The following is a 25,090-nucleotide window of genomic DNA, read 5'->3' on the forward strand; positions in this document are numbered from 1 at the left end:
AATTTATTGCACTATTGTGATGTTATGCTGAAAATCAACAGTGCAGACCTCCACATTTGCCATAAAGATTGGTTCTGGGATACATCCATGACAAGCTGGAGTGATACAGATCTATGGTATGTAAGCAGAGGCTCAGGTGAAATTAAAACACCCAAAGGCAGCTTCCCTCTTTATCGGGGAGAATGCTTCTTCCTGAAGGGAAATGAACGCTATATTGCTTCACAGAATCCAGAGGCAACACTCCATGTCTATGCAGTACACTTTGAATCAGATCCGGAATGTGATTTCTCTAGAATTCAGGCCAGGGATGCAGACTTTCTGGATGCTATCTGTAAAAGGATTATTGAGCACTGGCAGAATGATGAAAATGATGATGCAGTACAATGGCTCAAGGCAGCATTTTGTGAACTGAAGAGTTCAGACAGGATTTCCGACACCACTGTTCCTAATACAAAATTGCGTATTTCCGAAGCCGTGAAACAGGCTTCGGAGAGAAATTTCATTAATGTTTCGGTCGAAGATATGGCAGGATGGTTCGGCAGCAGCAGGGAACATTTCTCCAGGGTATTTATAAATGAAAAGGCTATGACCCCCCAGGATTTTATTCTATCCAGAAGGATAGCAATGGCCTGTTCCCTCCTCCTGTCCACTAACTATACGGTCAGCATGATTTCTGACAGGATGGGATACAGCGATGTCTCTTTCTTCTCCAGACAGTTCAAAAAGAAAATGAAGATCAGCCCCTCCCGGTATAGGACGGGAAATATCTAATAATTGTGATTCACTGCCCATAGCGTGTACTCTGTCCACTCATAGTTGTACAAGTAAAAAAAATCTATACATTTGAGTATCTCAATAATAAACTCATGTTACAATATTATTTTTATTTACTAAAAGGGCATTGGTGAATCAAATGAAAACTTGTCTATTAAAATTCATTCTCCTGCTATCACTTTTATTTGTTATTCAATCATGTGCTTCAAATAGAAATGTTCCAAAAGCTCAAGATATCGTATTTAAAAATGTAGCTGTCATTTCCATGGTTGATGAGCATATATTAGAGAATAAGTCAGTTTATATCGCTGATGGAACAATAATTGCCATTGATGATTATGAGAATCTGAACTTACCAAAGAAAACTTTGATTATCAATTCAGACGGTAAATTCTTACTCCCCGGATTTTCAGATATGCATGTTCATACAGATCATGAAGAAGTTTTGTCATTATTTTTGGCCAATGGTGTTACTACTATTAGAAATATGTGGGGCCTTCCCGATCATGTAGAATACAGAGAAGCCATTAGTAATAAAGAAATCCTGGGGCCGAATTTATATACAACCGGACCGTTAATTGATGGTACCATTCCCGTATGGCGTAATAGTTTTATTCTCGATGATCCTGCCGATGTAGAGCAGGCCATTAAGCAGATGAAGATAGATGGATATGATTTTATTAAGGTATATGAGAGATTAAAGAGTGATGTGTATCAGGAAATCATCAGAGTAGCAAAGGAAATAAATATCCCCGTCGTGGGCCATGTCCCCAGTCTAGTCGGAATAGATGCCGTATTAGAGTCTGGACAGCAATCCATTGAACACTTTACCGGTTATTCCCAATTTATGAGTGAAGAGATTTCATCTAGAGTAATCGATCTGACAGTGAAAAATAGGGTATGGAACTGTCCAACACTGATAGTGAAAAAAAACTATGAAAATCTGAATGATCTTAAATCTTCTGAAATTGATGAGTTGAAATATGTACATATTGATGTTGTAAAGTACTGGAAGGGTTCTGCCAGTTCTATTATGCAATTAAATTATGCCAAAGAATTACTTAAAACCTTATATGATAAAGGCGCAAATATAGTTTCTGGAACTGATACAGGAAATCCTTATGTCATTGCCGGGTTCAGTCTGCATGAGGAATTTCAGTTAATGCAGGAATCAGGATTAACACCATTTCAGGTCTTGTTGACAACGACAGTAAAACCCGCAGAAATGCTTGGATTAGAAGAGCATGCTGGAACAATAGAAGTAGGTAAGAATGCAGACCTGGTGCTGTTAAATAAGAATCCCTTAATTGATATTCAGAATACCAGAACCATAGAAGGTGTCATGACAAAAGGCATCTGGTTGTCTAAGATAAAAATTCAGGAAATGCTGGATGAAGTTGAATCTGCATATAGGGTGAGATGACGCGGGTGTGTCTACCGGGAAATTTATCACGGGATCTGTCGGTCAACAAATGTTATAGAAGGCTCTGAAGCTTCACAAATATAATAAGAGCAGATACAATCAGCCCATGGTTGTTATATTTGCCTCACTCTCTGCCCTCACATACGGTGCCGCTGACTTTTTCGGCGGTCTTGCCTCAAGAAAGAATTCCGCCATAACCGTTGTGGCATGGTCACAGGGAATGGGACTCCTGGTTGCCCTTATTGCGGCGCCTCTTCTCGGATCTCCATCCGTGGTAGCTGCTGATTTAATCTGGGGAGCAGCGGCAGGAATATGCGGAGCTATCGGTGTAGGAATCCTATACAGGGGACTTGCTGTCGGACTGGCATCAATTATCTCTCCAGTAGCAGCTCTGACAGGAGCCGTGCTTCCAGTATTTTATGGAATTGCGAGTGGAGAACAACCTGCCCTTCTCAGCTGGGTCGGTGTTGCCCTGGCTCTTCCTGCAATCCTTCTCCTCTCCCTGGAAAAAGAGGAGAAAAAGGCTCATGTGATGAAATCGTTTGAGATGGGATTTATGGCTGGACTGGGATTCAGCGGGTTCTTTATTCTTATAGCTCAGACAGGAGACAGCTCCGGAATGTGGCCGCTTGTTGCAGCAAGATCCGTCACAGTCCCCCTCTTCTTTATGATTACAATGATTAAACACCACCCCGTTCTTCTTGCCAAAGGAACCCGTAGGCAGGCCTTATTCGGAGGAGCTCTCGATATGGGGGCCAATCTGTTTTATCTGATGGCAACCCGTTCAGGACTTTTGGTTACGGCAGTAGTTATTACGGCACTTTACCCTGCACCGACTGTAGTTCTGCAGAGAATATTTATTGGTGAAAAGCTCAGACCTGCTCGAATGGTAGGATTGATGCTGGCCATAGCGGGTGCAGCGTTGATCGGTATAGGCGGCTAAGTTCTATTAAGAGAGATTATAGACAAGTACCATCTAATATGATGAAATATATACAGATTTCAAGTAAAAGGAAAATATATGACTCCCATGAAAAATAGCGTTGCTCCAAGTACCGTCTTCCACCACATTGCCATTAAATGTGCTGACTTTGATAAATCAAAAACCTTCTATACAGAAACTCTGGGAATGAATATTGCCCTCCAGTGGGGAGAGGGAGAGAAAAGGGCCTGTATGATGGATATAGGCGGTGGAAGCTATGTTGAGATTTTTGCGGGCGGTGAAAAAGTTGAAGCTCCTGAAAACTCAGTTATCCACTTCTGCATGCTGGTTGAAGAGTGTGACCTCTACTACAAGAGAGCCATTGATGCCGGCCTTAAGAGCAAGGATGAACCCATGGACCTTGTAATAAATGGAAAAGAAAATGATCTCCCCATCCGGATTGCCTTTGTATACGGTCCGGACAACGAGGTTATTGAGTTTTTTCAATATAGATAATTATATTCCATTGAAGCCTGTGACCGGCCTGAATCATTGCATGAGATTCTCATTAAAGGGAACACCATGCAATGAAAGGATTTATCCTCTCAGTCGTCAATATTATTGGCTGTAGCCGGGTCAATATGCTTTTCCACATTTTCAGGTGCGGGCAGTGTATAGACAAGAGCTTTATCTGCCAGCTCTCCCCTGATGCAGCTTACCCAGGGTTTATGAGCCGCTAAAAGTTCACGGGTCATAGCCCTGATTTCGTCTAGAGTACAACTCAATGCACAGAGGGGGTCCAGAGCCATTGCCTGAAAGACAAACTCAGGATCTCCTGTCTGTACAGCCCTGACTGCCAGCTCCTGTACATTCAACTGCGCCTTATTGATACCTGCCAGGTGGGGAGGAAGCGCACCTGTCCTCACTGGGTGCATTCCATTTCCATCTACCAGAACGGGTACTTCAACCAGAGCTCCATCGGGAAGGTTATCGATAAATCCTTTGTTCTTTACATTCCCATAGATAACAGCAGGAGTGCCTGTCTCAATGGCATTGATTATGATGGAACCGTATTCATCACTCCGTTCCAGATCCACCGGCTCTTCCCAGCTGGCCATCTTTTGCATCTGCTCTTTCCAGTCAGGTCGCTCATAGAGTTTCTTAATAAATCCGCTGCCGCCGTTCCACTCTGAATACTCATCCTGACAGTAGCGCTCTATGGTCTCCTTATTCTTTCTGAACCACCAGTTATATTCAGAGACATGACCGCTGGATTCAGTTACAGGAAAACCAAAGTGTTTTACATATTCCATCCGGGTAGAATCGCCATACCAGATTTCCGGTTTGACCGCCAACTCTCGAATGGAGGGAAGCATATCCTTACCCTTATGTTCGAAGCGGGTAAACCAGGCCTGATGATTAATCCCGGAACACTGATAATTAAGCTCTTCAAAGGGAATCTCAAGACGCTTGGCCCACTCTTCTGCCGTTCCCTGCACAGAGTGACAGAGCCCGACATAGGACATCTGGGGAGCCGCATCCTGTAGTCCCCAGGAGAGCATACCCATGGGATTTGTATAGTTGAGAACATGCGCCCTGGGGCACAGTTCCATAACATCATCCGTAATCTCCAGCAGTACAGGCAGGGTTCTGAGACAGCGCATAATTCCGCCGGGAGTCAGAGTATCGCCGATGCACTGATCAATCCCGTATTTCGCCGGAATGTCGATCTCCTTTTCGATGGCTTCATAGCCTCCCACAAGAATACTGACAATGACATAATCTGCATCCTTCAGGGCTTCTCTGCGGTCCATGGTGGCAACTACACTTGCCTTTGTATATTTTCCTTCTTTAAAAATACGCTGAACAATCTGCTCGGCATAATTCAGACGGTCTTTATCTACATCAACAAGAGTGATCCGGCTGTCTTCCAAAGCTGGAAAAGTCAGAATATCTGCCGTCAGGCGACTGGAAAATACAAGGCTTCCGGCACCGATGATAACTATATTGGCCATTTGGGGCTCCTTTTTCTGTACTTATTTTATGTGATGATATTACTAGAGTACGAATAGTATAGATACATTCATTTTGTTGTTTTATTCTGTTATTTTATTGTATTTCAATGGTATTATGGGGTTTATGAGAGCTTTAAGTAATCAAAACAATGGATCATCCCATTTAATTCACTGGGGATCAGAGGACTGCCCTCCGGGTCATGAATACGGCGGGGTCAGGGACTACTACCTTCTCCATATGGTAAGTAAGGGGAAAGGAGAGTATCAATGCAGCGGCAGAAAATGGACTCTCACAAAGGGTGATGCCTTTCTAATCTTCCCTGGACAAAAACATCTGTACAAGGCAGACACAGAAGAACCCTGGTCCTATTTCTGGCTGGGTTTTCAGGGAAATTTCGATGGGATATTTACATCCCTCCGTCTGAACAAAAACAGCCCTGTTCTGCACTGTAAAAATGTAGAAGAACTTCAACATATTTTTTCCGGAATATCCGAACCCAGGCTCTATAAGCATCCTGCCGAGGAACTGGAAAACCTGGGCCGGTTCAATTTAATACTGGGGAAGCTCTTCAGGCAAAGACATGCGGTGCAGCCTGTTCCTCAGAAAACAGATTCCGGAAGCAGCCACCATGTACAGTCAATGGAGACCTTTATCCATGAGTATTACAACACCCCTATTCAGGTACAGGATGTAATCGACTTTGTACAGCTTGAACGCTCCTATGCATCAAGGATCTTCAAAGAGAAGATAAATAAATCGATCGGGGAAGTCCTCCGGGATGACAGGTTTGATAAAGCTCAGGAATATCTCAGATCAGGATGGTCTGCCAAGGAGGCAGCCTACAGTTGCGGATTCCGAGACTACAATAACTTCCTGAAGGCATTTAAAAAAAGGACAGGGATGACTCCGGGGGCCTATAAGCTTGATTTTTCATCCCATTCCGTATCTACTGATGACTGATGTCACTGACCGATAAAATACTCAGATTATTTATAAAAGATGAAACTCAGCTGCTCACTCCACATGAAAGAGAAACCTTTTTTCTGGATACTTTCCGCTCGGGGGTCGACGGTATAATCCAGACCCTGGGGGCAACAATATTCCTGCTGATAGGTATTCAGTATTTTGGAGTCAGCGACTTCTGGAAGAGTATTATCAGCTCCTCCATCCATTTTGGAATGATCATATCCCTGTTCAGTTCATCCTCCCTTCACATCACAAACCGAATAGAATAGCAGGGATTTCCACTCTTGCAGGTGGAGTTCTATTAATAATATCAGGATTCACACAGACAACACCCGCCTATGCTCTGACCATCCTTCTCCACAGCATTTTCCTTCATATCAGGATGCCCCTTTTTACGGCCATCTATGCGGAAAACTACCATAAGACCCGTATGGGAAAACTCTTTGCCGCAGGCATTCTCCTCTCCCTGGCAACTGGCCTGGGATCAAACATAATAAGCGGTGCACTCCTGGAAAAAGATCTGGAATATTTCAGATGGATTTATGCTGTAGCCGGTGTACTTGTGATCTTCAGCGGATTACTCCTTTTAAAGATTCCCTTTGAGAGTAAAACAGTTCCCATCAAATCATCGCCTCTGAAAAACCTGGGTCTTCTCATTAAGTATCCCCTCTTCGGAAGGGTCTCCCTCTCCTGGTTTATGCTTGGATTTGCCAACCTCTGGACGATCCCCTTAAGGACAGTCTATCTGGTTGAATCAGAGAGGGGCCTGGGATTGAGTCCTCTGGTGGTTCTGATCATCTTAGGTGTGATTCCCAGTACTGTCCGCTTTATCTGTAATAATTTCTGGGGCCGGATATTCGACAAGGTTAACTTCCTCCCCATCCGTATGATCAATTCCCTCCTGGTGGGTGCAGGTATCTTTATCTTCTTTCTGACTGAAAATCTGGCACTCATCATCCTGGGTCAGATTATTATGAATATAGGATTTGCGGCCTCCCCCTATCTTTGGAATTTATGGGTAACAAAGGTGGCCCCTCCTGGTGAAAGCCAGGCCTTTATGTCGGTCCATACATTCCTCTGTGGAGTAAGGGGAATCCTCGGTCCCTTTATAGGATTTGCTTTTATACAGAGCTTCTCAATGAGAACTGCGGGAACCCTCTCCCTTGGGATTATCATATTCTCCGTGAGCCTGCTGATACCCTTACTTAAAGAAAACATCTGAATTAATAACTTGCCCGATTCAAAAAACAAGGTTAATATTCCCTCAGTTACTAAATATTTAGTTTATATTTAGTTAAATACTTTTCCAAAAAAGCGGAGAGATAAAATGACCGGTATAGAAAGGATGCAGAATATTCTGAAGCGGAAAGCCGTCGACAGGATCGGCCTGTATGAACACTTCTGGGATGATACTCAGAAAGAGTGGGCTCAGAAAGGGATAGTCAACGAAAATGATAATCTGGCTGATCTTTTCGGATTTGATATGGATGAGTGCTGGTCATTCAATATGGTTGCCGATCTCAGTAAAGAACCGGAAGTGGTAGAAGAGACAGAGGAAACAATCCTCCTGAGGGATGGAAACGGCGCCCTTCTCCGGAGGCATAAACTTCATGATTCGACTCCGGAACATGTAGACTTTCTTGTCAAAGACAGAGCAGGCTGGCTGGAACATATCAAACCTCTCTTAATCCCTTCATTGGATAGACTGAACATTGAGGCTTATAGAAAAAAGAAAGAGGAGTGCAGGGCTGCAGACCGCTTTTTCTGCTGGTCCGGGGTAAATGTATTTGAACTGATGCATCCAGTGTGCGGACATGAATACATGCTGATGGGGATGGCTCTCGATCCTGACTGGGTAAAGGATATGGTTAAGACCTACGCAGAACTGACCATCCAATGCTGGGAGATCCTCTTCTCACAGGAAGGGTATCCGGATGGAATATGGTTTTATGAAGATATGGGTTACAAAGAGCGCCCCTTTATGAGCCCCCAGATGTATAAAGAGATAATTCAGCCGGCTCACAAGAGAACAATCGGCTGGGCTCATGACAAGGGACTTCCTGTAATCATGCACTCCTGTGGTTTTATAGAACCTCTTCTGCCGGATATGGTGGAAGCGGGTATCGATTGCCTTCAGGTAATCGAAGTAAAAGCCGGCATGGATCCACTTCGAATTCATAAACAATACAAAGATCATCTTTCCCTTATGGGGGGTATTGATGTAAGAGCTCTCTACTCCAATGACAGAAAAATCATTGACACAGAGCTTGAATCAAAGGTAGCACTATTAAAAGAGGGATTCGGGTTTGTACTTCACAGTGATCACTCAATCCCCAATACCGTAGATGTAGAATCCTATAGATATTTTATAGAGCGGGGACTGGAACTTGGAAAGTATTAGTGTATAAAAAAAGAACGACCCTTAAAGATATTGCCAGAGAGGCGGGAGTCTCTTCCACCACTGTTTCTATTGTCCTCAATGATAGAAAAGATATACAGATAGGTGTAGAAGCAAAGCGTAAAGTCCTTAAGGCTGCTGAAAAACTGGGTTATGAATTCACTCCCTCTAAAAAGAGGAAGAAAGAACATGTAATTTGCTTTGTGCATTCGGAAATCGAAAAGATGAATATGACAACATCATTTTTCGCCCGGGTGTCTTCCCAGTTACGCACGCTTTGTGAAGCTGCCGGGATGATTGTTCAGGAGTCTGAATATCATCTGAAAAACGGACTTCCTGCTTACCAGGCAGTATTAGCAAACCAACCCTCTGCCCTTGTATCCTTCAATGATAAATTCACCGATATCCATCTTTCACAGAACAATAAGATTCCTCTGTTTTCATTGCAGGGAGAGCGAAATGACCCTTCATTAAAAATGAAACACTCCCTCTTTCTCGTGGATGACACACTGGTAGGTGAACTGGCAGCACAGCACCTACTGGAAAAAGGATACAAATCTGCAGCCATGATTTTCCCGGAATTAAAGGGCCGCTGTATACAAGAAAGATCTGCAGGCTTCCGCTCAGTATTTGAACGGGGAGCTGCAAGGATTAAGTATATTGAATTTCCATACACTGCCCATATTGAAATTGAAAAGTGGTTTCGATCTGCCGATTGTTCAGACTTTGACAGTTTTTACTTCTTCAGTGATGCCATGGCCATTCCAGCAATCCGTGGACTTCTATCTCAGGGAATAAAGATTCCTGAAAATGCTGCTATATTAGGCACAGACAATCTATATTGGGGGCAGTATTGCTACCCCTCCCTTACAACCATGAACCTCCATGAAGAGAACTTTGCGGGGAAAATATTCAGAGAAATACAGTCACTCCTTGCAGATGGGGTGTTCTATCCGGGGGAAACAATTATCCCTGTAGACCTCATCAAAAGAGAATCAACTTAAGATTGACAATACAGCGGCCTGGGTTTATTTTTAATTATCCAGTCCGGTTGAAGAAAAGGGGTGGCCCTTAAAAAACCATGGAAAATCATTAACTCTGGGACTCAATACTCTATGCTTATATTGTAAGCAGGAGTTGTCGGCAGGGAAAAGATTAACCGGGAGAGCCATCCATGACCGAAAAAGAAATCCACCATAGAATCATCAAAAACAGAGCCGCATTTTACAACTGTTCCACTGAAACATTTCAAGCAGAAGGGAATACATACAGAATCAGAGAATTCGAAGAGGGTCCCCATCATATCTATATCACAAAACTGTATAAGCATTACTTTATTACATGCGGAAGTAAACTGGCAGATTCGCTGAAAGCACTGAATAAAACAATAACCCTGGAATTCCTGAAAGAGCATTACCCGTCATTAAAGCTGGTGGATTCCTATCCCCACTACATCTACAAAAAAAAGAGCATAGAATCAAAGCCCCTGCCGGCAGGATATGATATCCGGGCCATGGAATCCTCCTTCCACCCTCCCCTGCAGAAATTCCTTGATGCCTGTACCCCCGAGGATATCGAAGATGCTCTTATTGAACTGGACGATCCGGATGATGAAATCCGCATGGTCTTTTTCGGGGATATGCCGGTTGCCTATGCGGGATACAGACTATGGGATAATGGTCTGGGGGATGTGGGAATATTGACCCTTCCGGGACACCGGAAAATGGGACTTGGTATTGCTGCTGTTGCCGAAGCGACAAAGGCCTGTCTTGAAAACGGGTATATTCCATTTTACAGAACAAGCAGAGAAAACAGGGGCTCCCAGGCCATAGCCGAAGGTCTGGGTTATGAGTTTATCTGGAGAACCTACGAATGCAACTGTACCGGATAAGACGAATCGGCAGGCTGGGCTTGCTTCTTATTATTCTCATGATAAGCGGCTGCCGCTATTTCACTCTCACAAGAGAGACAATCAGGGTTTTGAAAGAGGCTGCTCCGGATGTTCCTGTTGCGCTGGGTGCCCTCTCCTGATCACAGGTTTCAAAAGTCAGGAAATATCCCTGGAAACAAGACTGCATTCCGAATAACAGAAACTATGTTTTTAAATTATGTCTTGACTGAAAATCCTTATTTAGTTAGCATGCTAACAATATAAGGAATGACTCATGAAATCACTTGAAAATTCTTTTACTGAAACGGCACATGCCTACCACCGCTATCTCCATTCCCGCTTTGGCAGCATCGGGCTCCACAGAGGACAACCAAGACTTATGAGCAGATTATGGGAAGAAGACGGCATCTCTCAAAAAGTTCTGGCAAAGAGAATGAATATCACAGCTGCGACCCTTACACGGATGGTTCAGAGTCTTGAACACGGCGGCTTTATCAGCAGAAAAAAAGATGCCCTGGATCAGAGAGTGACCCGGATATTCCTGACCGAAAAGGGAGAGAACTGCCGCGAAGAGATGGAGTCAATCTTTAAGAATATCGAAGAGAGTGTATTTGGTGATTTCACAAAGAAAGAGATGGAAAGATTTGAATTAATACTCCTGAAAATCAGAACAAAACTTTACAGGGAGATGGATGATGAAACTGATATTCAGATATCTTAAGAGACATTGGGGCTTTGCACTGGCCGCCCCGTTGTTGATGATGATTGAAGTTTTTATGGACCTCCTGCTCCCTACCATCATGGCCAGAATTATTGATGAGGGAATTGCCGGAGGAAATATGGAGCTTGTGCTGAGTCTTGGCCTCCGGATGATTCTGGTTACTTTAATTGCTGCTTTAGGCGGTATCGGCTGCGGTACAACATCCAGCTTTGCGGCAAGCAGTCTGGGGGCAGAGCTGCGTATGGATCTGTACTCAAAGATTCAGCGATTCTCCTACAGAAACCTGGATCGCCTTGAAACAGGGAATCTTATTACAAGACTGACAAGTGATGTTACACAGATAGAAAATTCCTCCCGTATGATGCTGAGAATAATGGTCAGGGCACCTCTGCAGATAATCGGCTCCCTTGTGATGGCCCTGCTTATAAGTCCTTCCCTGTCCCTGTCACTGGCAGTACTGATTCCCCTGCTGCTCCTATCCCTGGGAATGATTATTAAAAAGGCTTACCCCCTCTATTATCAGCTTCAGTCCAGAATGGATAATGTAAATACAAGACTGCAGGAAAACTTCCTGGGGAAAAGACTGGTAAAAGCATTTGTCAGAGAAAAATTTGAAGAAGAAAAATTCGCAGCAGCCAATAATGATCTGGTCGAGGTCACCATTAAAGCCGGTAAAACCGTAGCATTCATGCATCCTGTGATGCAGCTGATATTAAATGGTGGTATTGTGTCCGCACTCTGGCTGGGTGCCCGGTATATTGACAGCGGAGTCCTGAAAATCGGGCAGCTCCTGGCCTTTCTCAACTATCTTAGACAACTCCTGGCATCATTGATGATGTTCAGCCATATGCTGATGCAGTTTTCACGTGCACTGGCATCCAGTAAAAGAGTGGAGGAAGTTCTGGATGAGCCCCCTGTCATCAAAGACAACGGGACTCCAGTACAGCATTCCCTGAATAAAGGAACTCTTGAATTCAAAAATGTCAGTTTTTCCTATGATGGAGAAAATGAAGAATCCGAGGTTCTGACAAATATCTCATTTACCATCAAAGAAGGGACAACCGCAGCCATTCTGGGGGCTACGGGATCGGGTAAAACAAGCCTTGTAAATCTGGTTCCACGATTCTATGACATTACTGAAGGAAACATTTTTATTGATGACAGGAATATTAAGGATTACGGCCTTGAATCATTAAGAAAATCGATTGCAGTCTCTCCCCAGAAGACTACTCTCTTTGCCGGTTCCATACGGCAGAATATTCTGTTCCACTACCCTGAAGACGAGCAGGAAAATCTGGATCAACTTATGATCAAGTCAGCTAAAACCGCCAATATTCACGACTTCATATCTGGTCTTCCAGAACGGTATGAAACGAAGATCAATCAGAGGGGAGTCAATCTATCGGGGGGACAGAAGCAGAGGATTTCCATAGCCAGAGCCCTGGCGAAGAAGGCGGCCATACTGATTCTCGATGATTCAACCAGCGCCGTGGATATGACTACTGAGAGAAAGATTCAGGAAGCATTACAGCTGGATGATGCTACAAAGATCATTATCAGCCAGAGAATCAACTCTGTTATAAATGCCGACACCATACTGGTTCTGGAAGATGGAAAGCTGAATGGGATAGGAACACACAGCGAGCTCCTTGAATCCAATGAAATTTACAGAGATATCTATACGTCTCAGACAGAACATCCTGAAGAACAAGGATTGGTGAAAGCATGAAACAGGGTAAACAGGAAATAAAACAGATCCCCGGAGGCGGACATCGTGGACCGTCCTCTCATTTTCAAAAAGTCATTGAAAAGCCAAAAGATACAAAACAGACTATCCTGCGTTTATGGGCATACCTGAAGGCTTTTAAATTCCAATTGACTCTGACACTCGGCCTGGTTCTAATCTCCACAATTTTGAATATTATCAATCCTTACCTGATGAAGATTGCATTGGATGATTATATAATCAGCTCCTATAATAGGCCGGCACTCCTTCATCTTGTCATGATTATGATAGCTATCTACCTGATTGCTTCAGTCATTTCACTCTTCCAGCAATGGATGATGGTGACTGTTACTCAAAAGGCAATCAGGAACCTGAGAGCCGATGTATTCAGACAGTTCCAGAACCTCCCGGTCCGCTTCTTTGACAGTAGAAGCTCCGGAGACCTTATGAGCCGTATAAGTAATGATATTGAGAATATCAGCAATACTATTTCAAGCAGTTTTATTGAGTTGTTCTCAGGTGTCCTGAGCATAGCGGCCGTTACTGTAATCATGATCAGTATCAACTGGCAGCTGGCCCTGATCTGTCTGTCTATCCTCCCTCTTGTCATGCTGTTAACCAGGAAGCTGGCAAAACATACAAGAAAAGGGTTTCGGGAACAACAAAAACATCTGGGAACACTGAACGGAATCATTGAAGAGAGTATTTCCGGACAGCGTGTTGTTCAGGCATTCGTCAAGGAGAATGAGTATATAAACAACTTCTCTGATATCAATGTAAAACTTCAGAAGGCATCTAGAAATGCCAATATCTCAGCAGGTTTCATGGGCCCTATCATGAACATGATGAATAACCTGAATTATGCTGTTACCGCATTCTCAGGAGGTGTTCTGGCCACTTTCGGTCTGGTCTCGATAGGTACAATAGCAGCTTTTCTGACCTATACAAAACAGTTCTCCAGACCTCTGAATCAGATGGCTCAATTATACAATACAATTCAATCCGCGATTGCCGGAGCAGAACGGGTATTTGAGATACTGGATGAAAAATCTGAAATTGAAGAGGCCGTTGATGCCCAACCTTTAGCTGACAAAGAGGGAATCATCCATGGAAGAGTCGAAATTAAAGACCTTCATTTCAGGTACAAAAAGGATATTCCCATCCTGAAGGGGATCTCAATCAATGCAAATGCCGGACAGACCATTGCCATTGTCGGTCCAACGGGAGCCGGAAAAACAACCATAGTCAACCTGCTGACCCGTTTCTACGATTATCAGAGCGGTTCTATAAAGATTGACGGAAAAGAGATCAGAACTTTGAAAAAAGATGAACTGAGAAAATCCCTGGGAATTGTACTGCAGGATACCTTCCTCTTTTCCGGAACAATAAAAGAAAACATCCGATACGGTAAACTTGAGGCAGATGACGATGAAATCATGAATGCAGCGAAACTGGCAAATGCACACCAGTTTATCCACCGCATGCCTCTGGGATATAACAGTGAAGTATTCGAAGGGGGTTCCAAGCTTAGTGAGGGGCAGAAACAGCTGTTGGCCATTGCCCGGGCAATCCTTTCAGATCCGGCAATTCTTATACTGGACGAAGCTACATCCAGTGTAGATACAAGGACAGAGATCCATATTCAGGAAGCTATGCTCAAACTCATGGAAGGAAGAACCAGTTTTGTCATAGCCCACAGGCTCAGCACAATTAAAAATGCCGATCTTATACTTGTTATGAAAGAAGGAATGATTGTCGAACAGGGGACTCATCATCAACTGATAGAAAATAAAGGGGATTACTTTGAAATGCACAACAACCGATTCAGCAGTGAACTGCAGGGTGCAAAATAGAAAAGGAGCCTAACCAACGGAGAAGCTCCTTTTAAAATTGTATAAACCACTACACCAAATAGGAGGGGGTAGCTTTATATGATAATCCACTCTATCGATTATCATTATAGCCAGTCTAATAGCGCGGGTTGTTATTAGGATGTAAAATAATTGTAAGTTATGTAAAAAGTATGTGGAGGAACTGTGAACAGTCCCCCCCTTTTATCTATGGGTGTATCAGAAAACTGAATCAGAGCCGCAACTTATTCATAAATATCAGAGGCAGAAATTATTTTTCATTTCCTTCTTTGTCACTCTTATGATCATCTGAAAAGATTCTCTTTTCCCTGTAATCCTTCCACATGGTTTCAAACCAGAATTCCTCAGAAGGGAGAGCCCGGCAGGGGGTTCTGTCTGAGCCGATATTCCCGGAAACATCCATTTTCAGGGTCTGTAATGATTCACGGAGTTCCTTCTTCTCTTCTTTGAAACTCCAGGACTCACCCAATAAGGGATGAGACTCCAGTCCCCCTTTATCCAGTACAAGAAAGGAACCTCGGCTGCCCCCTCCCTCTTCAAGATAAGCCCGGACAGCAGCAAGATAGAACATCTGAGCCTGTGCAAGCTGTCTGTTTTTTAATGCATAGGGAATCTGTTCACGATTTTTAAGAGTCTGGTTTGTAAAGTCTTCAAGCTGTGTTCCGGCTTCTATTTCAGCTTTATGGACAGCATCCAAAGATCGGATAAATCCGGCACATCGGGTCATCCTGTGTTGGAATTCCTTCCTGTAGGAAAAGACATCGGGGCCATCACCGGGCTCAAGAAGTGAATGGATAATCTCATACCACTCAGCTACCCTGGTCAGAATGGATTTTTTCAACTCTTCATCATATTTATTAGAATATTCGGCTCCATAGTAGCCGGCAATCTTTGCAGAAGCCCGCAGGGCTCCTACCTGTCCCGAGTTCAAAGCAGACCCTCCGGGGCGGTAAATCCCGTGACTGCCGTTTACCTCTCCGATGGGAAAAAGCCTTTTGATATTAGTGGACTCCCACCAGATATCTCCCGCAAGGCCTCCATTATTATGCTGGGCACATACGGCTATCTCCAGGGCTTCAGATTCAAGGTCGATACCATGATCCTTATAGAGCTGAACAGCAGGTGCATTAATCTGCTGTAAACGTCTGAAAGGAGTTGTACCATCCACAGCTGAAGAGTCCAGATAATCAGAAACCAAAGAATCCTGTCTCTTCAGAGAGAAGGATTCTGCCATCCCCTCAGGATTTATCCGGTAATCCATAAAGACTCTGCGACCTTTAGTAATTCCCTCAATATAAACAAGGAGATCAATCAGAGAGGAGCCGCCGTTCTGAATTTTCTGTGGATCAAAGGGCCACTGATATCCCTTTAAGAATATGGCTTTACACAGGGCCTGGATAGATTCAAAATAATCGTTTAAAAAATACTGTCTGTCTCCCCCCTCTTTATCAGTGGAGTAAAAACAGGGAATAACCTGCTGATAACTGCCTGACAGGTTCCATCGGAATTTTAACGATGCCATACCGAACTGGGATTCAGTCAGATTGACAGCTTCGGCGCCGGCTTCCAGAGCCATGCCGATTCCTCCGCGATGCATGGGAGGATACACAGACGTTTCAAACAGACCACCCGGTCCACCGACCCCAAGGACTGTATTCTCAGAAAGATATATCTCCAGGCCGAAGTTTTCCTCATGAACTCTGCGTTTATCAAGAGCCAGTACTCCCACGGCCCTCTCATCTTCTGTAAGAACAAGAAGGACCTCTTTCTGATCGAGGACCGGAATATCCCTCCGTTCCACTTCAGCAGCCAGAGCCTCGGTCATGGCCTTTGAGGTATAGGGTCCCAGAGAGACTCCCCGGGTAAGAGGATCATGATCGGTCTTATAACCGGTATAACCGCCAAAGGGATTGTGGGGAAAGTTCACTCCCAGGGAGACCAGGTGGTAAAAACTGTTCAGTGAATTCTGAGCCTCAACGAGGGCGATATCACCATGCATACAGCCCCCGAAGGAGAGAGCTTTCGCCATATCATAGGGGGAATCAGGAGTGATTCCCGCATCGGCCAGCTTATAATATGTCTGTTTATCAGAGCCCGTATTTCTTGAAGTTCCTCCCATAAAGTTATCCGTAAGGATCAGCACATCCTCCACTCCCTGGGCATGAAGCCTTTCGGCACAGCAGAGAGAGGCGGCACCGCTGCCCACAACCAGAGTATGACAATACTTAACAGGAAGTAGGACTTCCCTGCCATCCAATTCGAGGGGCCAGGATTCAGAAGGGCGAGGAGAGTTTCTCATTTACTTCTGTTCTTCCATAGATTTTTATAATAGCCATTAAAGAGGATACAGCCATCATTTTTCTGAGAGACCATCAGCTTAGTGCAGCCCGAGCATGCGGTACAATAATTAACCTCATCATCAGTTTTAACCTTTTCAGGAAAAGCCGGGTCGGCAAAAGACTGACGTCCCCAGCCCACACAGTCTGTATAGCCCTTACGGATATTTTCATCCGCCATGGAGAGTGCACCCTCTTTCAGGATGGAGTAGGCAGAACCGAAAACTGTCATATCTGAAACAAAAGACTTGGCCCATCCGGCATAGCGCATCTGATGCAGATAAAGATAGGAGGAAGCAGGAGTCGGCCTGGTGATTTCAGATGTCACTCCGGGAATTCCGGCAGAAATATTTACATAATCCATTCCAAGCTCTTCCAGCAGTTCTACGACTTTCTTCATCTCTGTAAGATCTTCAATAATCTCATCGGGACCTGCTGTACCACAGCCTCCCCGGATACCTTCGTATACTGAGATTCTGGACCCCAGGATGAAATCCCTGGTCTTAAGACTGGAGCGAATTTCAGGTAGTGACTCTCTTAAAAAATGGGTACGGTTTTCAAAGGAGCCGCCCCATTTATCATCCCGTACATTTCCAGGTCTAAGCATTTCACAACCGAAGTATCCATGACACATCTTGAAATCGACACCATCGGCTCCGGCTTCCTCGGCCAGAATACTGGCTTCAATAAACGCCTTTCGGATCAATTCGATTTCATCTGTTGAGAGAAGTTTCTCTCCCTCTGCAGGATTATAAAGTGCAGTTGCCTGTGAATGACTCTTTACTGCTTTACGACCCGAATGGGTAAGCTGAAATAGTAAGATTGTATCAGGTGCAATCTTCTTAAACTCTATTACAAGGGTTTTGAACCCATCAAGATTCTTCCTGTTCAGAACCATCTGGTTAACCCTTGCCAGGGATGAGGAGTCCACCGCAAGAGCCTCAACAACGACAACACCCCAGTGTCCGGCGGCCAGTTTTCTATAACGTTCTATAGCACGTTCTGAAACAACGCCCCCTGGATCACCGTCATTACCCTCCATGGCCTGTGATATAAAACGATTAATAAGAGTCCTGTTTCCAATTTTTCCCTTTGAAAATAGATTGGGATATTTATCCTGAGACATTGCTGCCCTCCTGTTTTTATTGCATGCAATATAATCTCATAGGGACAAGCTTCTGTCAATATCGACCTGGAAATCTGAAGATACAGAATAAAAAAGGCTTCAAATATTGAGACTTCCATAGTATTTTAAGCAGATGGAAACAGACTATTCAAAGATTGCCTCCCGTTATGACGGCAACAAAGTACGGCAGAAAGACGTAGACCCTCAGATAGAAGAGCTGCTTAAAACAGGCAGAGATAAATTTAAGATTCTTGATCTGGCCTGTGGGACAGGAAAATATCTGAAGGTGCAGAGTGAATTCTACAAGGATGCCCCCATAAAATGGCTGGGCGCCGACAGGTCAAAAGAGATGCTTGCGGTTTCACAAAGCAAAGGGATAAATGCAGATTTCATATGCTGCGATGCTGAAGACTCTTCCATATCTCCCGATTCCAGCCTCGACTACATCCGCAACGAATATGCCTGGCATCATTTTACAGATCATCCCGCAGTAATAAAGAATATATTTAGAATGCTAAAACCCGGCAGACTTTTTACCATGGTCAATATCTGCCCTGAATACATGAAAAACTATTGGGTATATCACTACTTTCCCGGAGCCAAAAGCATAGATGAGGATCGATTTATCAGCGCAGAGGAGCTGTTGAAATCTTTTAAAGATCAGGGATTCGAAGTAAAAATACGAGTAAAAACAATTGTCAGCGAACTCAATCTGAAGAAGGTCCTTGAAGAAGCACAAAACAGAGATATATCCCAACTGACTCTGATTGAAGATGATGAGTATGAATCGGGTATGCTGAAGATAAAAGAGGACTATAAAAATGCCGCCCTACTGGTTCATGATATGTCATTTATAGAGTTGAAGGCTTTGAAGAAGGATTAAGGCTAAACTGTCCCGCCTCTAATATATTTAATAGGCAGAATCTCCCTGAGGGGATCTGATTCTTTATCAATAATATTCGACTTAAGCCAGCTGCCGGCCATCTGTCCCAGAACAGGGATAGAGAGCCTTACCGTATCGATCCTGCGGGGCAGCAGGTTCTGAATGGGAGAATCATCAAATCCTGTGAGTGAAAGATCTTCGGGGATACGGATATCCCGTTCCCCGGCAGCCTGATAAAAAGAGAGTGCTGCCAGATCATTAAAGGCAAATACCGCATTGAAGCCATTCTCAAGAACCCAGTCCACAGCACGAAGTGGAATCTGAGAGAATTCATCCACAGTCAAAACAGAGGACTCATCAAAAGCTATACCCTCTTTCTTAAACATATCTTTCAAAGCCTCGAACCTGACCCTTGAGACTTCAGGCAGCTTTCCGAAACCAAGATAGCAGGGCTTTAAGTCCTTCCCTCTGGCATAGAAAACAGAACGGGCCAGGAGTGACATACCTTCCGGAACATCATAGGCTATATAATTCTGATTCTCATCCCGACGATTCAGGAGAATAAAGGGGATGGAGCGAGTGTCCAGTTCATCAGCAAGTTCGGTGGAAGGACTTGTAAATGCAAAAATACAGGCATCTATCTGTCCGGTTTTCTTCTTCTGTAGAAACTCCAGATTATTATCATTAACCCGGATGATGATATTCAGTTTAACCTCACCGAAACCTTCATGAATGGACTCGATAAGCTCAGAAATATTGTAAAAAAAATGGGTCAGATGGTTATCTGTTTTGGGAAGAAAAAGGTGAAGATTCAGGATAACCCGACTCATATGTTTCTTGATGGGCCGCTTCTCATATCCCAGACGCTCTGCGGTATCCATAATCTGACCTGAACGTTCATTACTTATGAGGTTGGAGTTATTGAGGACACGGGAAACCGTGCTGGGAGAGATTCCGAGCTCTTCGGCAATATCATATACGGTTACTCTTTTACCCAGGACTCCCCTCCTACAACCCTTGACATTATTGCACGCAACAACTACAAAGTAAAGTATTCCCATAAGCCCTTCGGGCCAGCTGAAAGGAGAATACTATGGCTTCACAGGCAAAGACAATACTGGTCACAGGTTCCAGCCGCGGCATAGGAAGGGGCATCGCCCTCAAACTGGCCGAAAAAGGCTTCGATGTGGCAGTGAACTATGCAGGAAACAGTGAAGCAGCCCAAGAAAGTCTGGAACTATGTCGGAAAGCCTCCTCCTCTGCCGGATATGCAGGCCGCTTTGAAGCCTTCCAGGGTGATATAAGCAACGCAAAGAGCAGAGAAAAACTCTTATCAGAGGTCCTCTCCCATTTCGGTGATCTTCACGGTCTGGTCAATAATGCGGGTGTGGCCCCCAAAGAGAGAAGAGACATTCTGGATATGACAGAGGAGTCCTTCGACCGCCTGATCGCTACAAACCTGAAGGGTTCATTCCATCTCAGCCAGGCCGTCTCAAAATACTGGCTCAGCCTCCCCCTCTCTGAAAGAGGATTCCGCAGCCTGATTTTTATAACTTCTGTTTCATCTGAAATGGTCTCCATCAACAGAGCTGAGTACTGTATAGCAAAAGCTGGACTCTCCATGGCATCCCAGCTTTTTGCCAGGAGACTGGCAGATGAGAATATCGGAGTCTATGAACTGAGACCGGGTATTATCCTGACAGATATGACAGGAGCCGTTAAAGACAAATATGATGCCCTTATCGCCGAAGGATTAGTCCCACAGAAACGCTGGGGAACACCCGAAGATCTGGGCAAAGCCGCAGCCAGCCTGATAACGGGAGACTTCCCCTATTCAACAGGTTCGGTCATACATGTGGACGGGGCTCTGCATATTCCAGCGCTATAGATTCAAAAATAATTACAACTTTTCTTGACCATGACATTATAAAGAAGAAAGACAAAAAAAACCGGCAGTATCTGATTTACAGATTCTGCCGGCATGATTATTCTTATTCCAAGGAACTATTAGTTCTTCTTACCACTAATCTTCCGCTCTGAGGCAGAAAGGATAATCTTTCTCAGACGGATAGACTTGGGAGTTACTTCCAGCAGCTCATCCTCACGGAGAAACTGAATACCACGTTCCAGAGTCAGGGGAATTATGGGTGTCAGTACAACCGCATCATCCTTACCCGAGGCACGGACATTGGAAAGCTTTTTGGTCTTACTGGCATTTATATTCAGGTCATTTTCTCTGTTATGCTCACCTACAATCATACCCTCATAAATGGTATCACCAGGCTGAATAAAAAGTGTTCCTCTGGGTTCCAGATTGAACAAGGCATAGGGAACAGCCTCACCAGTTCTGTCAGCCACAAGAGCTCCCAAAGTACGATCCGGAAAGTCCCCTCTATACTCTTCATAACCGGAGATCAGGGAGTTCATAATTCCTGTACCTCTTGTATCTGTCAAAAACTCATCACGGTAACCGATAAGTGCTCTTGCAGGAACTGAAAATTCCAAACGAACACGGCCGTGCTCATGGTTTACATAGCTGACCATCCGGCCTTTCTTCTTGGAGAGTTTCTCGGTAACAACTCCTGTATAGACCTCTTCACAGTCCACATAGAGAGTTTCAATGGGCTCAAGAACCTTTCCGTCTTTATGATGGAAGAGAACTTCGGGCCGTCCGACACAAAGCTCAAAGCCTTCTCGTCTCATGGTCTCGATTAGGATAACCATCTGGAACTCACCACGTCCTTTAACAATAAATCCATCCGTATCAATAGACTCTTCCACCTTGATGGATACATTGAGCATAGTCTCTTTTTCGAGACGCTCTCGGATTTTACTGGACTGAACAAACTTACCCTCGGTTCCCATGGTGGGAGAGGTATTGGGTGAGAAGCGCATTGAAACGGTAGGTTCATCGACTGTGATCCGTTTCAGAGCCTTGGGAGCCTCACGGGTGCAGATGGTATCTCCAATATGAACATCGTCGATACCTGCAAGTACAATGATGTCTCCAGGACTGGCATTGTCTGTTTCTACCAGTGAGGGACCATTGTATACCTGGATTTTTGACACATTCAGAGGAACCTGCTTTGCCTCTTCTGTGATACAGACCAAGGAGTCTCTGGATTTAACATGACCATGAACGACCTTACCGATTGCCAGGCGTCCCAGGTAGTCGGAGTAAGACAGGTCTGTTACCAGCATCTGAAAGGGTTCTGCATCGTTATAAGCGGGAGGAGAAACTTCTTCAATGATGGTGTCCATCAGAACATGAAGGTTATCTGCTTCGTCTTCAAAATTTTTCTTGGCAATCCCGGAACGTCCATCGGCAAAAAGTACGGGACATTCAAGCTGATCATCGTGGGCATCCAGGTCGATCAGAAGGTCGTATACTTCACTTAAAACCTCTTTGGGACGTGCATCGGGACGGTCGATTTTATTGATAACTACAATAACTGAAAGACCTGCCTCCAAAGCCTTGGAGAGAACAAAACGAGTCTGAGGCAGGGGACCTTCTGAGGCATCTACCAGGAGAACTACACCGTCTACCATGGAGAGGGCTCTTTCCACCTCACCTCCAAAGTCGGCATGTCCGGGGGTATCAAGGATATTTACTTTTATACCCTTCCAGTCGATGGAACAGTTCTTGGCAGCGATAGTGATTCCGCGTTCCCGTTCCAGGTCCATATTGTCCATCAGACGTTCTTCTGTTTCCTGTCCTTCACGGAAGGTACCGGACTGTTTGAACATAGAGTCCACCAGAGTTGTTTTTCCATGGTCTACATGGGCAATGATGGCTATATTTCTAAGATTCTTGTTAAAACTATTATTTCTATGAGGCAATGCGTTTCTCCATTCTACCAGGACCAATTTACGATCCTGGTGTTTTATTCTTGAGGCCGAGAGGCCTTAAATCCATATCTATAAAATAATTCCAGTCACAGTACTCTATTAATATGGGAAATTCCATAGACCAAAGGACTTAGTGGCAGAATAAAATAGAACAAAAAGAATAAACTTGTCATATATGAAAATAAATTTTATTCTAGAGACACATGAATGAAAATATTTTTAATTAAATTCAGAGGAAAAAAATGGATAATTTATCAGAACTTGTTACTGAACAGGCCAATCCCGCCTCATTGGGCATTGATACAAAGAATAGCCATGAAATACTCGAAATAATAATCAATGAAGATAAAAAGGTACCCCTTGCCGTGGAGAAGGCTCTCCCTCAGATAAGCCCTTTAGTTGATAGAGTAGTAGAACAATTTAAGAAGGGAGGCCGCCTTTTTTACATCGGAGCAGGCACATCCGGCCGCCTGGGGGTATTAGATGCTTCAGAATGCCCGCCTACATACGGCAGCGATCCCGAAATGGTTCAGGGCATAATTGCCGGTGGACAAGAGGCACTGACAAGATCTGTGGAATGGGCTGAAGATGATGAGAATCAGGGGAAACAGACACTTCTGGACCGTGGATTTACTGCAGATGATATACTTATAGGTATCACAGCAAGCGGTCAGGCCCCTTTTGTTATTGGAGCCATGAAGTATGCTCAATCCATCGGAGCTGCTGTTGGAGCTCTGGGATGCAATAAAGGATCTCTGATTTTTAACCATGCAGACTATCCGGTATTTATGGATGTAGGACCTGAAATAGTCACAGGTTCAACAAGAATGAAGTCAGGAACTGCTCAAAAGCTTGTTCTGAATATGATAACAACCAGCTCCATGATTCTGATGGGCAAGGTTTATAACAACCTGATGGTGGATTTGAAACCTGTTAATCAGAAATTGATCCTCAGAGCCAAACGGCTTATCCTAATGGCAACAGGATGCAGCCCCGAGGAAGCCGGGAAAGTATTCGAAACCTCAGGACATCACGTAAAGACAGCAATCGTCATGCAGTTACTGGGAACTGATAAGGATAATGCAGTTGCTCTTCTTGAAGAAAATGAGGGGAAGATAGGCCTGGTTTTAAAGAAATAGATGGTGAAAATCCTTTCTAAACTCTTTAATATTTTCTGCTGTATTATCTCTTCCATAATGAACTCGATTTGTAAGTAGTACAAATTTCAGATCCCGTTCCGGATCAATCCATACACTTGTTCCTGTAAACCCGGTATGACCGTATGATTTCTCTGAAAACCCCGGTCCTGTGAAAAAATCAGGATCATAACAGCCAAAACCATAGGCTCTGGGAAGACCAGATCCAGGAGGATTCCCCCGGACAGTCATAGATACGGCATCTTCTTCTCTCAGGATTCGACTTGAATTGAGAATTCCTCCGCTACGATACAGTTCCATCAGGGAAGATACTGAATCAAGGGTACCGAAAAGCCCGGCATTACCTGAAACTCCCTGCATAGTCCAGGCATTTTCATCATGAACTTCACCTTTAATCCATCGCTTCCGCCAGGGGTCATATTCCTCTGTTACGCAGCACAGCCTGTTGTCATCACCCGGATTATACATGAGATCCTTCAGACCTCCAGCATCAAGGATGATACTCTTAAAAAGATTATCCAAACTGTCATTCCCGATAGATTCCGCTACCAGTCCAAGCAGAATATAACCTGTACAGCTATAAACCATCTCCCTCCCCTGAGGCAAGGCCGGGTTTAAGGAAAAAAGATGGGATACGGCCTTTTCCCTGTCGCACAAATCACCTGAAGGAAACAGTTTGAACATTTCCGGTACAGGAGGAAGACCTGATATATGAAGAAGAATATTATGTAGAGAAAGTACAGCCTGCTTACTGTTACAGCCGGGGAGGAAATAACCAAGAGCTTCCCTGGTAGAAATTCCTTCTGATGCAAGAAGATGCAGTAGAACAGGTGCAGTAGCCAGTGCCTTACTCAGAGAAGCCAACCCGAAAATCGATTTTTCACGAAGGGGTTCAACTCCATCCAGCTCAGAGGCGAGACCACTGACTCTCCTATAAATAAGTTTACCTTTTTCTTCAACTTGTACAGCAATTCCTGGAAAGTACTTGTTCTGCAATGCCTCATCTATCAGACGATCGGGATCAGTCATTT

Annotated in this window: 23 protein-coding genes; 17 read left to right on the forward strand and 6 right to left on the reverse strand. The window is 44.2% G+C overall.

Annotated elements, in window-relative coordinates; all coding sequences use genetic code 11:
* Positions 1-24 precede the first annotated feature (24 nt).
* The 4 genes from DV872_RS08255 to DV872_RS08270 all read left to right on the forward strand — a co-directional run bounded on the left by DV872_RS08255 (position 25) and on the right by DV872_RS08270 (position 3,635).
* Positions 25-771 (forward strand): AraC family transcriptional regulator, encoded by a 747-nt coding sequence (locus tag DV872_RS08255; protein ID WP_114629395.1) that lies wholly within the window; start codon positions 25-27, stop codon positions 769-771.
* Positions 772-913: 142 nt separating this feature from the next.
* Entirely contained in the window at positions 914-2,197 is a 1,284-nt protein-coding gene (locus DV872_RS08260) for an amidohydrolase family protein (protein WP_114629396.1), read from the forward strand.
* A 106-nt stretch (positions 2,198-2,303) separates the two neighbouring features.
* A complete protein-coding gene (locus tag DV872_RS08265) occupies positions 2,304-3,140 on the forward strand; it encodes a DMT family transporter (RefSeq protein WP_114629397.1) in 837 nt (278 codons plus the stop codon).
* A gap of 87 nt (positions 3,141-3,227) precedes the next feature.
* Positions 3,228-3,635, forward strand: coding sequence for a VOC family protein (locus DV872_RS08270; RefSeq protein ID WP_158546891.1), 408 nt, complete (start codon positions 3,228-3,230; stop codon positions 3,633-3,635).
* A gap of 89 nt (positions 3,636-3,724) precedes the next feature.
* Here DV872_RS08270 and melA read toward each other — a convergent pair whose 3' ends face one another.
* Positions 3,725-5,134, reverse strand: a complete 1,410-nt coding sequence (melA, locus tag DV872_RS08275) for an alpha-galactosidase (protein ID WP_114629399.1) — start codon at positions 5,132-5,134, stop codon at positions 3,725-3,727.
* Positions 5,135-5,258: 124 nt separating this feature from the next.
* Between melA and DV872_RS08280 the strand changes: the two genes are divergently transcribed.
* The 10 genes from DV872_RS08280 to DV872_RS08315 all read left to right on the forward strand — a co-directional run bounded on the left by DV872_RS08280 (position 5,259) and on the right by DV872_RS08315 (position 14,690).
* Positions 5,259-6,095 carry an AraC family transcriptional regulator gene (locus DV872_RS08280; protein ID WP_158546892.1) on the forward strand — a complete coding sequence of 279 codons (837 nt, stop codon included), beginning with the start codon at positions 5,259-5,261 and terminating at the stop codon, positions 6,093-6,095.
* A complete protein-coding gene (locus DV872_RS26945) occupies positions 6,095-6,370 on the forward strand; it encodes a hypothetical protein (RefSeq protein WP_216664374.1) in 276 nt (91 codons plus the stop codon). The genes DV872_RS08280 and DV872_RS26945 overlap by 1 nt, the downstream gene beginning before the upstream one ends.
* A 38-nt stretch (positions 6,371-6,408) precedes the next feature.
* Positions 6,409-7,323 carry an MFS transporter gene (locus DV872_RS08285; protein WP_233516418.1) on the forward strand — a complete coding sequence of 305 codons (915 nt, stop codon included), beginning with the start codon at positions 6,409-6,411 and terminating at the stop codon, positions 7,321-7,323.
* Between the two features lie 105 nt (positions 7,324-7,428).
* Positions 7,429-8,502 (forward strand): uroporphyrinogen decarboxylase family protein, encoded by a 1,074-nt coding sequence (locus tag DV872_RS08290; RefSeq protein WP_114629402.1) that lies wholly within the window; start codon positions 7,429-7,431, stop codon positions 8,500-8,502.
* Positions 8,502-9,503 (forward strand): LacI family DNA-binding transcriptional regulator, encoded by a 1,002-nt coding sequence (locus DV872_RS08295; protein WP_114629403.1) that lies wholly within the window; start codon positions 8,502-8,504, stop codon positions 9,501-9,503. The genes DV872_RS08290 and DV872_RS08295 overlap by 1 nt, the downstream gene beginning before the upstream one ends.
* Positions 9,504-9,673: 170 nt before the next feature.
* Positions 9,674-10,390 carry a GNAT family N-acetyltransferase gene (locus DV872_RS08300; protein ID WP_114629404.1) on the forward strand — a complete coding sequence of 239 codons (717 nt, stop codon included), beginning with the start codon at positions 9,674-9,676 and terminating at the stop codon, positions 10,388-10,390.
* Positions 10,372-10,530: a hypothetical protein gene (locus DV872_RS26515; protein ID WP_158546893.1), complete on the forward strand. Its 159-nt coding sequence runs from the start codon at positions 10,372-10,374 to the stop codon at positions 10,528-10,530. The genes DV872_RS08300 and DV872_RS26515 overlap by 19 nt, the downstream gene beginning before the upstream one ends.
* Positions 10,531-10,664: 134 nt before the next feature.
* Positions 10,665-11,111 carry a MarR family winged helix-turn-helix transcriptional regulator gene (locus tag DV872_RS08305; RefSeq protein ID WP_114629405.1) on the forward strand — a complete coding sequence of 149 codons (447 nt, stop codon included), beginning with the start codon at positions 10,665-10,667 and terminating at the stop codon, positions 11,109-11,111.
* Positions 11,086-12,840, forward strand: a complete 1,755-nt coding sequence (locus DV872_RS08310; RefSeq protein WP_114629406.1) for an ABC transporter ATP-binding protein — start codon at positions 11,086-11,088, stop codon at positions 12,838-12,840. Before DV872_RS08305 ends, DV872_RS08310 begins: the two co-directional genes overlap by 26 nt.
* Positions 12,837-14,690, forward strand: coding sequence for an ABC transporter ATP-binding protein (locus tag DV872_RS08315; protein WP_114629407.1), 1,854 nt, complete (start codon positions 12,837-12,839; stop codon positions 14,688-14,690). The genes DV872_RS08310 and DV872_RS08315 overlap by 4 nt, the downstream gene beginning before the upstream one ends.
* Positions 14,691-14,958: 268 nt before the next feature.
* Here the strand turns inward: DV872_RS08315 and DV872_RS08320 are convergent, their stop codons facing one another.
* Both DV872_RS08320 and DV872_RS08325 read right to left on the reverse strand, forming a co-directional pair.
* Entirely contained in the window at positions 14,959-17,007 is a 2,049-nt protein-coding gene (locus tag DV872_RS08320; protein WP_114629408.1) for an FAD-binding protein, read from the reverse strand.
* Positions 17,004-18,170: a hypothetical protein gene (locus DV872_RS08325; protein ID WP_114629409.1), complete on the reverse strand. Its 1,167-nt coding sequence runs from the start codon at positions 18,168-18,170 to the stop codon at positions 17,004-17,006. Before DV872_RS08325 ends, DV872_RS08320 begins: the two co-directional genes overlap by 4 nt.
* Before the next feature lie 133 nt (positions 18,171-18,303).
* Between DV872_RS08325 and DV872_RS08330 the strand changes: the two genes are divergently transcribed.
* A complete protein-coding gene (locus DV872_RS08330) occupies positions 18,304-19,053 on the forward strand; it encodes a class I SAM-dependent methyltransferase (RefSeq protein WP_114629410.1) in 750 nt (249 codons plus the stop codon).
* A gap of 2 nt (positions 19,054-19,055) precedes the next feature.
* On the opposite strand, the gene DV872_RS08335 is transcribed toward DV872_RS08330, so the two are convergent.
* Positions 19,056-20,114, reverse strand: a complete 1,059-nt coding sequence (locus DV872_RS08335) for a LacI family DNA-binding transcriptional regulator (protein WP_114629411.1) — start codon at positions 20,112-20,114, stop codon at positions 19,056-19,058.
* A gap of 32 nt (positions 20,115-20,146) precedes the next feature.
* On the opposite strand from DV872_RS08335, the gene DV872_RS08340 reads away from it, so the two are divergent.
* Positions 20,147-20,941, forward strand: coding sequence for a 3-ketoacyl-ACP reductase (locus tag DV872_RS08340; RefSeq protein ID WP_114629412.1), 795 nt, complete (start codon positions 20,147-20,149; stop codon positions 20,939-20,941).
* A gap of 119 nt (positions 20,942-21,060) precedes the next feature.
* Here the strand turns inward: DV872_RS08340 and typA are convergent, their stop codons facing one another.
* Entirely contained in the window at positions 21,061-22,893 is a 1,833-nt protein-coding gene (gene typA / locus DV872_RS08345) for a translational GTPase TypA (protein WP_114629413.1), read from the reverse strand.
* Between the two features lie 251 nt (positions 22,894-23,144).
* Here typA and murQ point away from each other — a divergent pair, with 251 nt between their 5' ends.
* The gene (gene murQ / locus DV872_RS08350) at positions 23,145-24,041 is read left to right on the forward strand and encodes an N-acetylmuramic acid 6-phosphate etherase (protein WP_114629414.1); all 897 of its coding nucleotides are present in this window, start codon (positions 23,145-23,147) and stop codon (positions 24,039-24,041) included.
* On the opposite strand, the gene DV872_RS08355 is transcribed toward murQ, so the two are convergent.
* Complete coding sequence (locus DV872_RS08355) at positions 24,030-25,088, reverse strand: serine hydrolase (RefSeq protein ID WP_114629415.1); 1,059 nt, start codon at positions 25,086-25,088, stop codon at positions 24,030-24,032. The genes murQ and DV872_RS08355 overlap by 12 nt on opposite strands.
* Between the last annotated feature and the right edge of the window lie 2 nt (positions 25,089-25,090).

It is taken from the genome of Oceanispirochaeta sp. M1, assembly GCF_003346715.1.
Classification (GTDB): Bacteria; Spirochaetota; Spirochaetia; order DSM-2461; family DSM-2461; genus Oceanispirochaeta.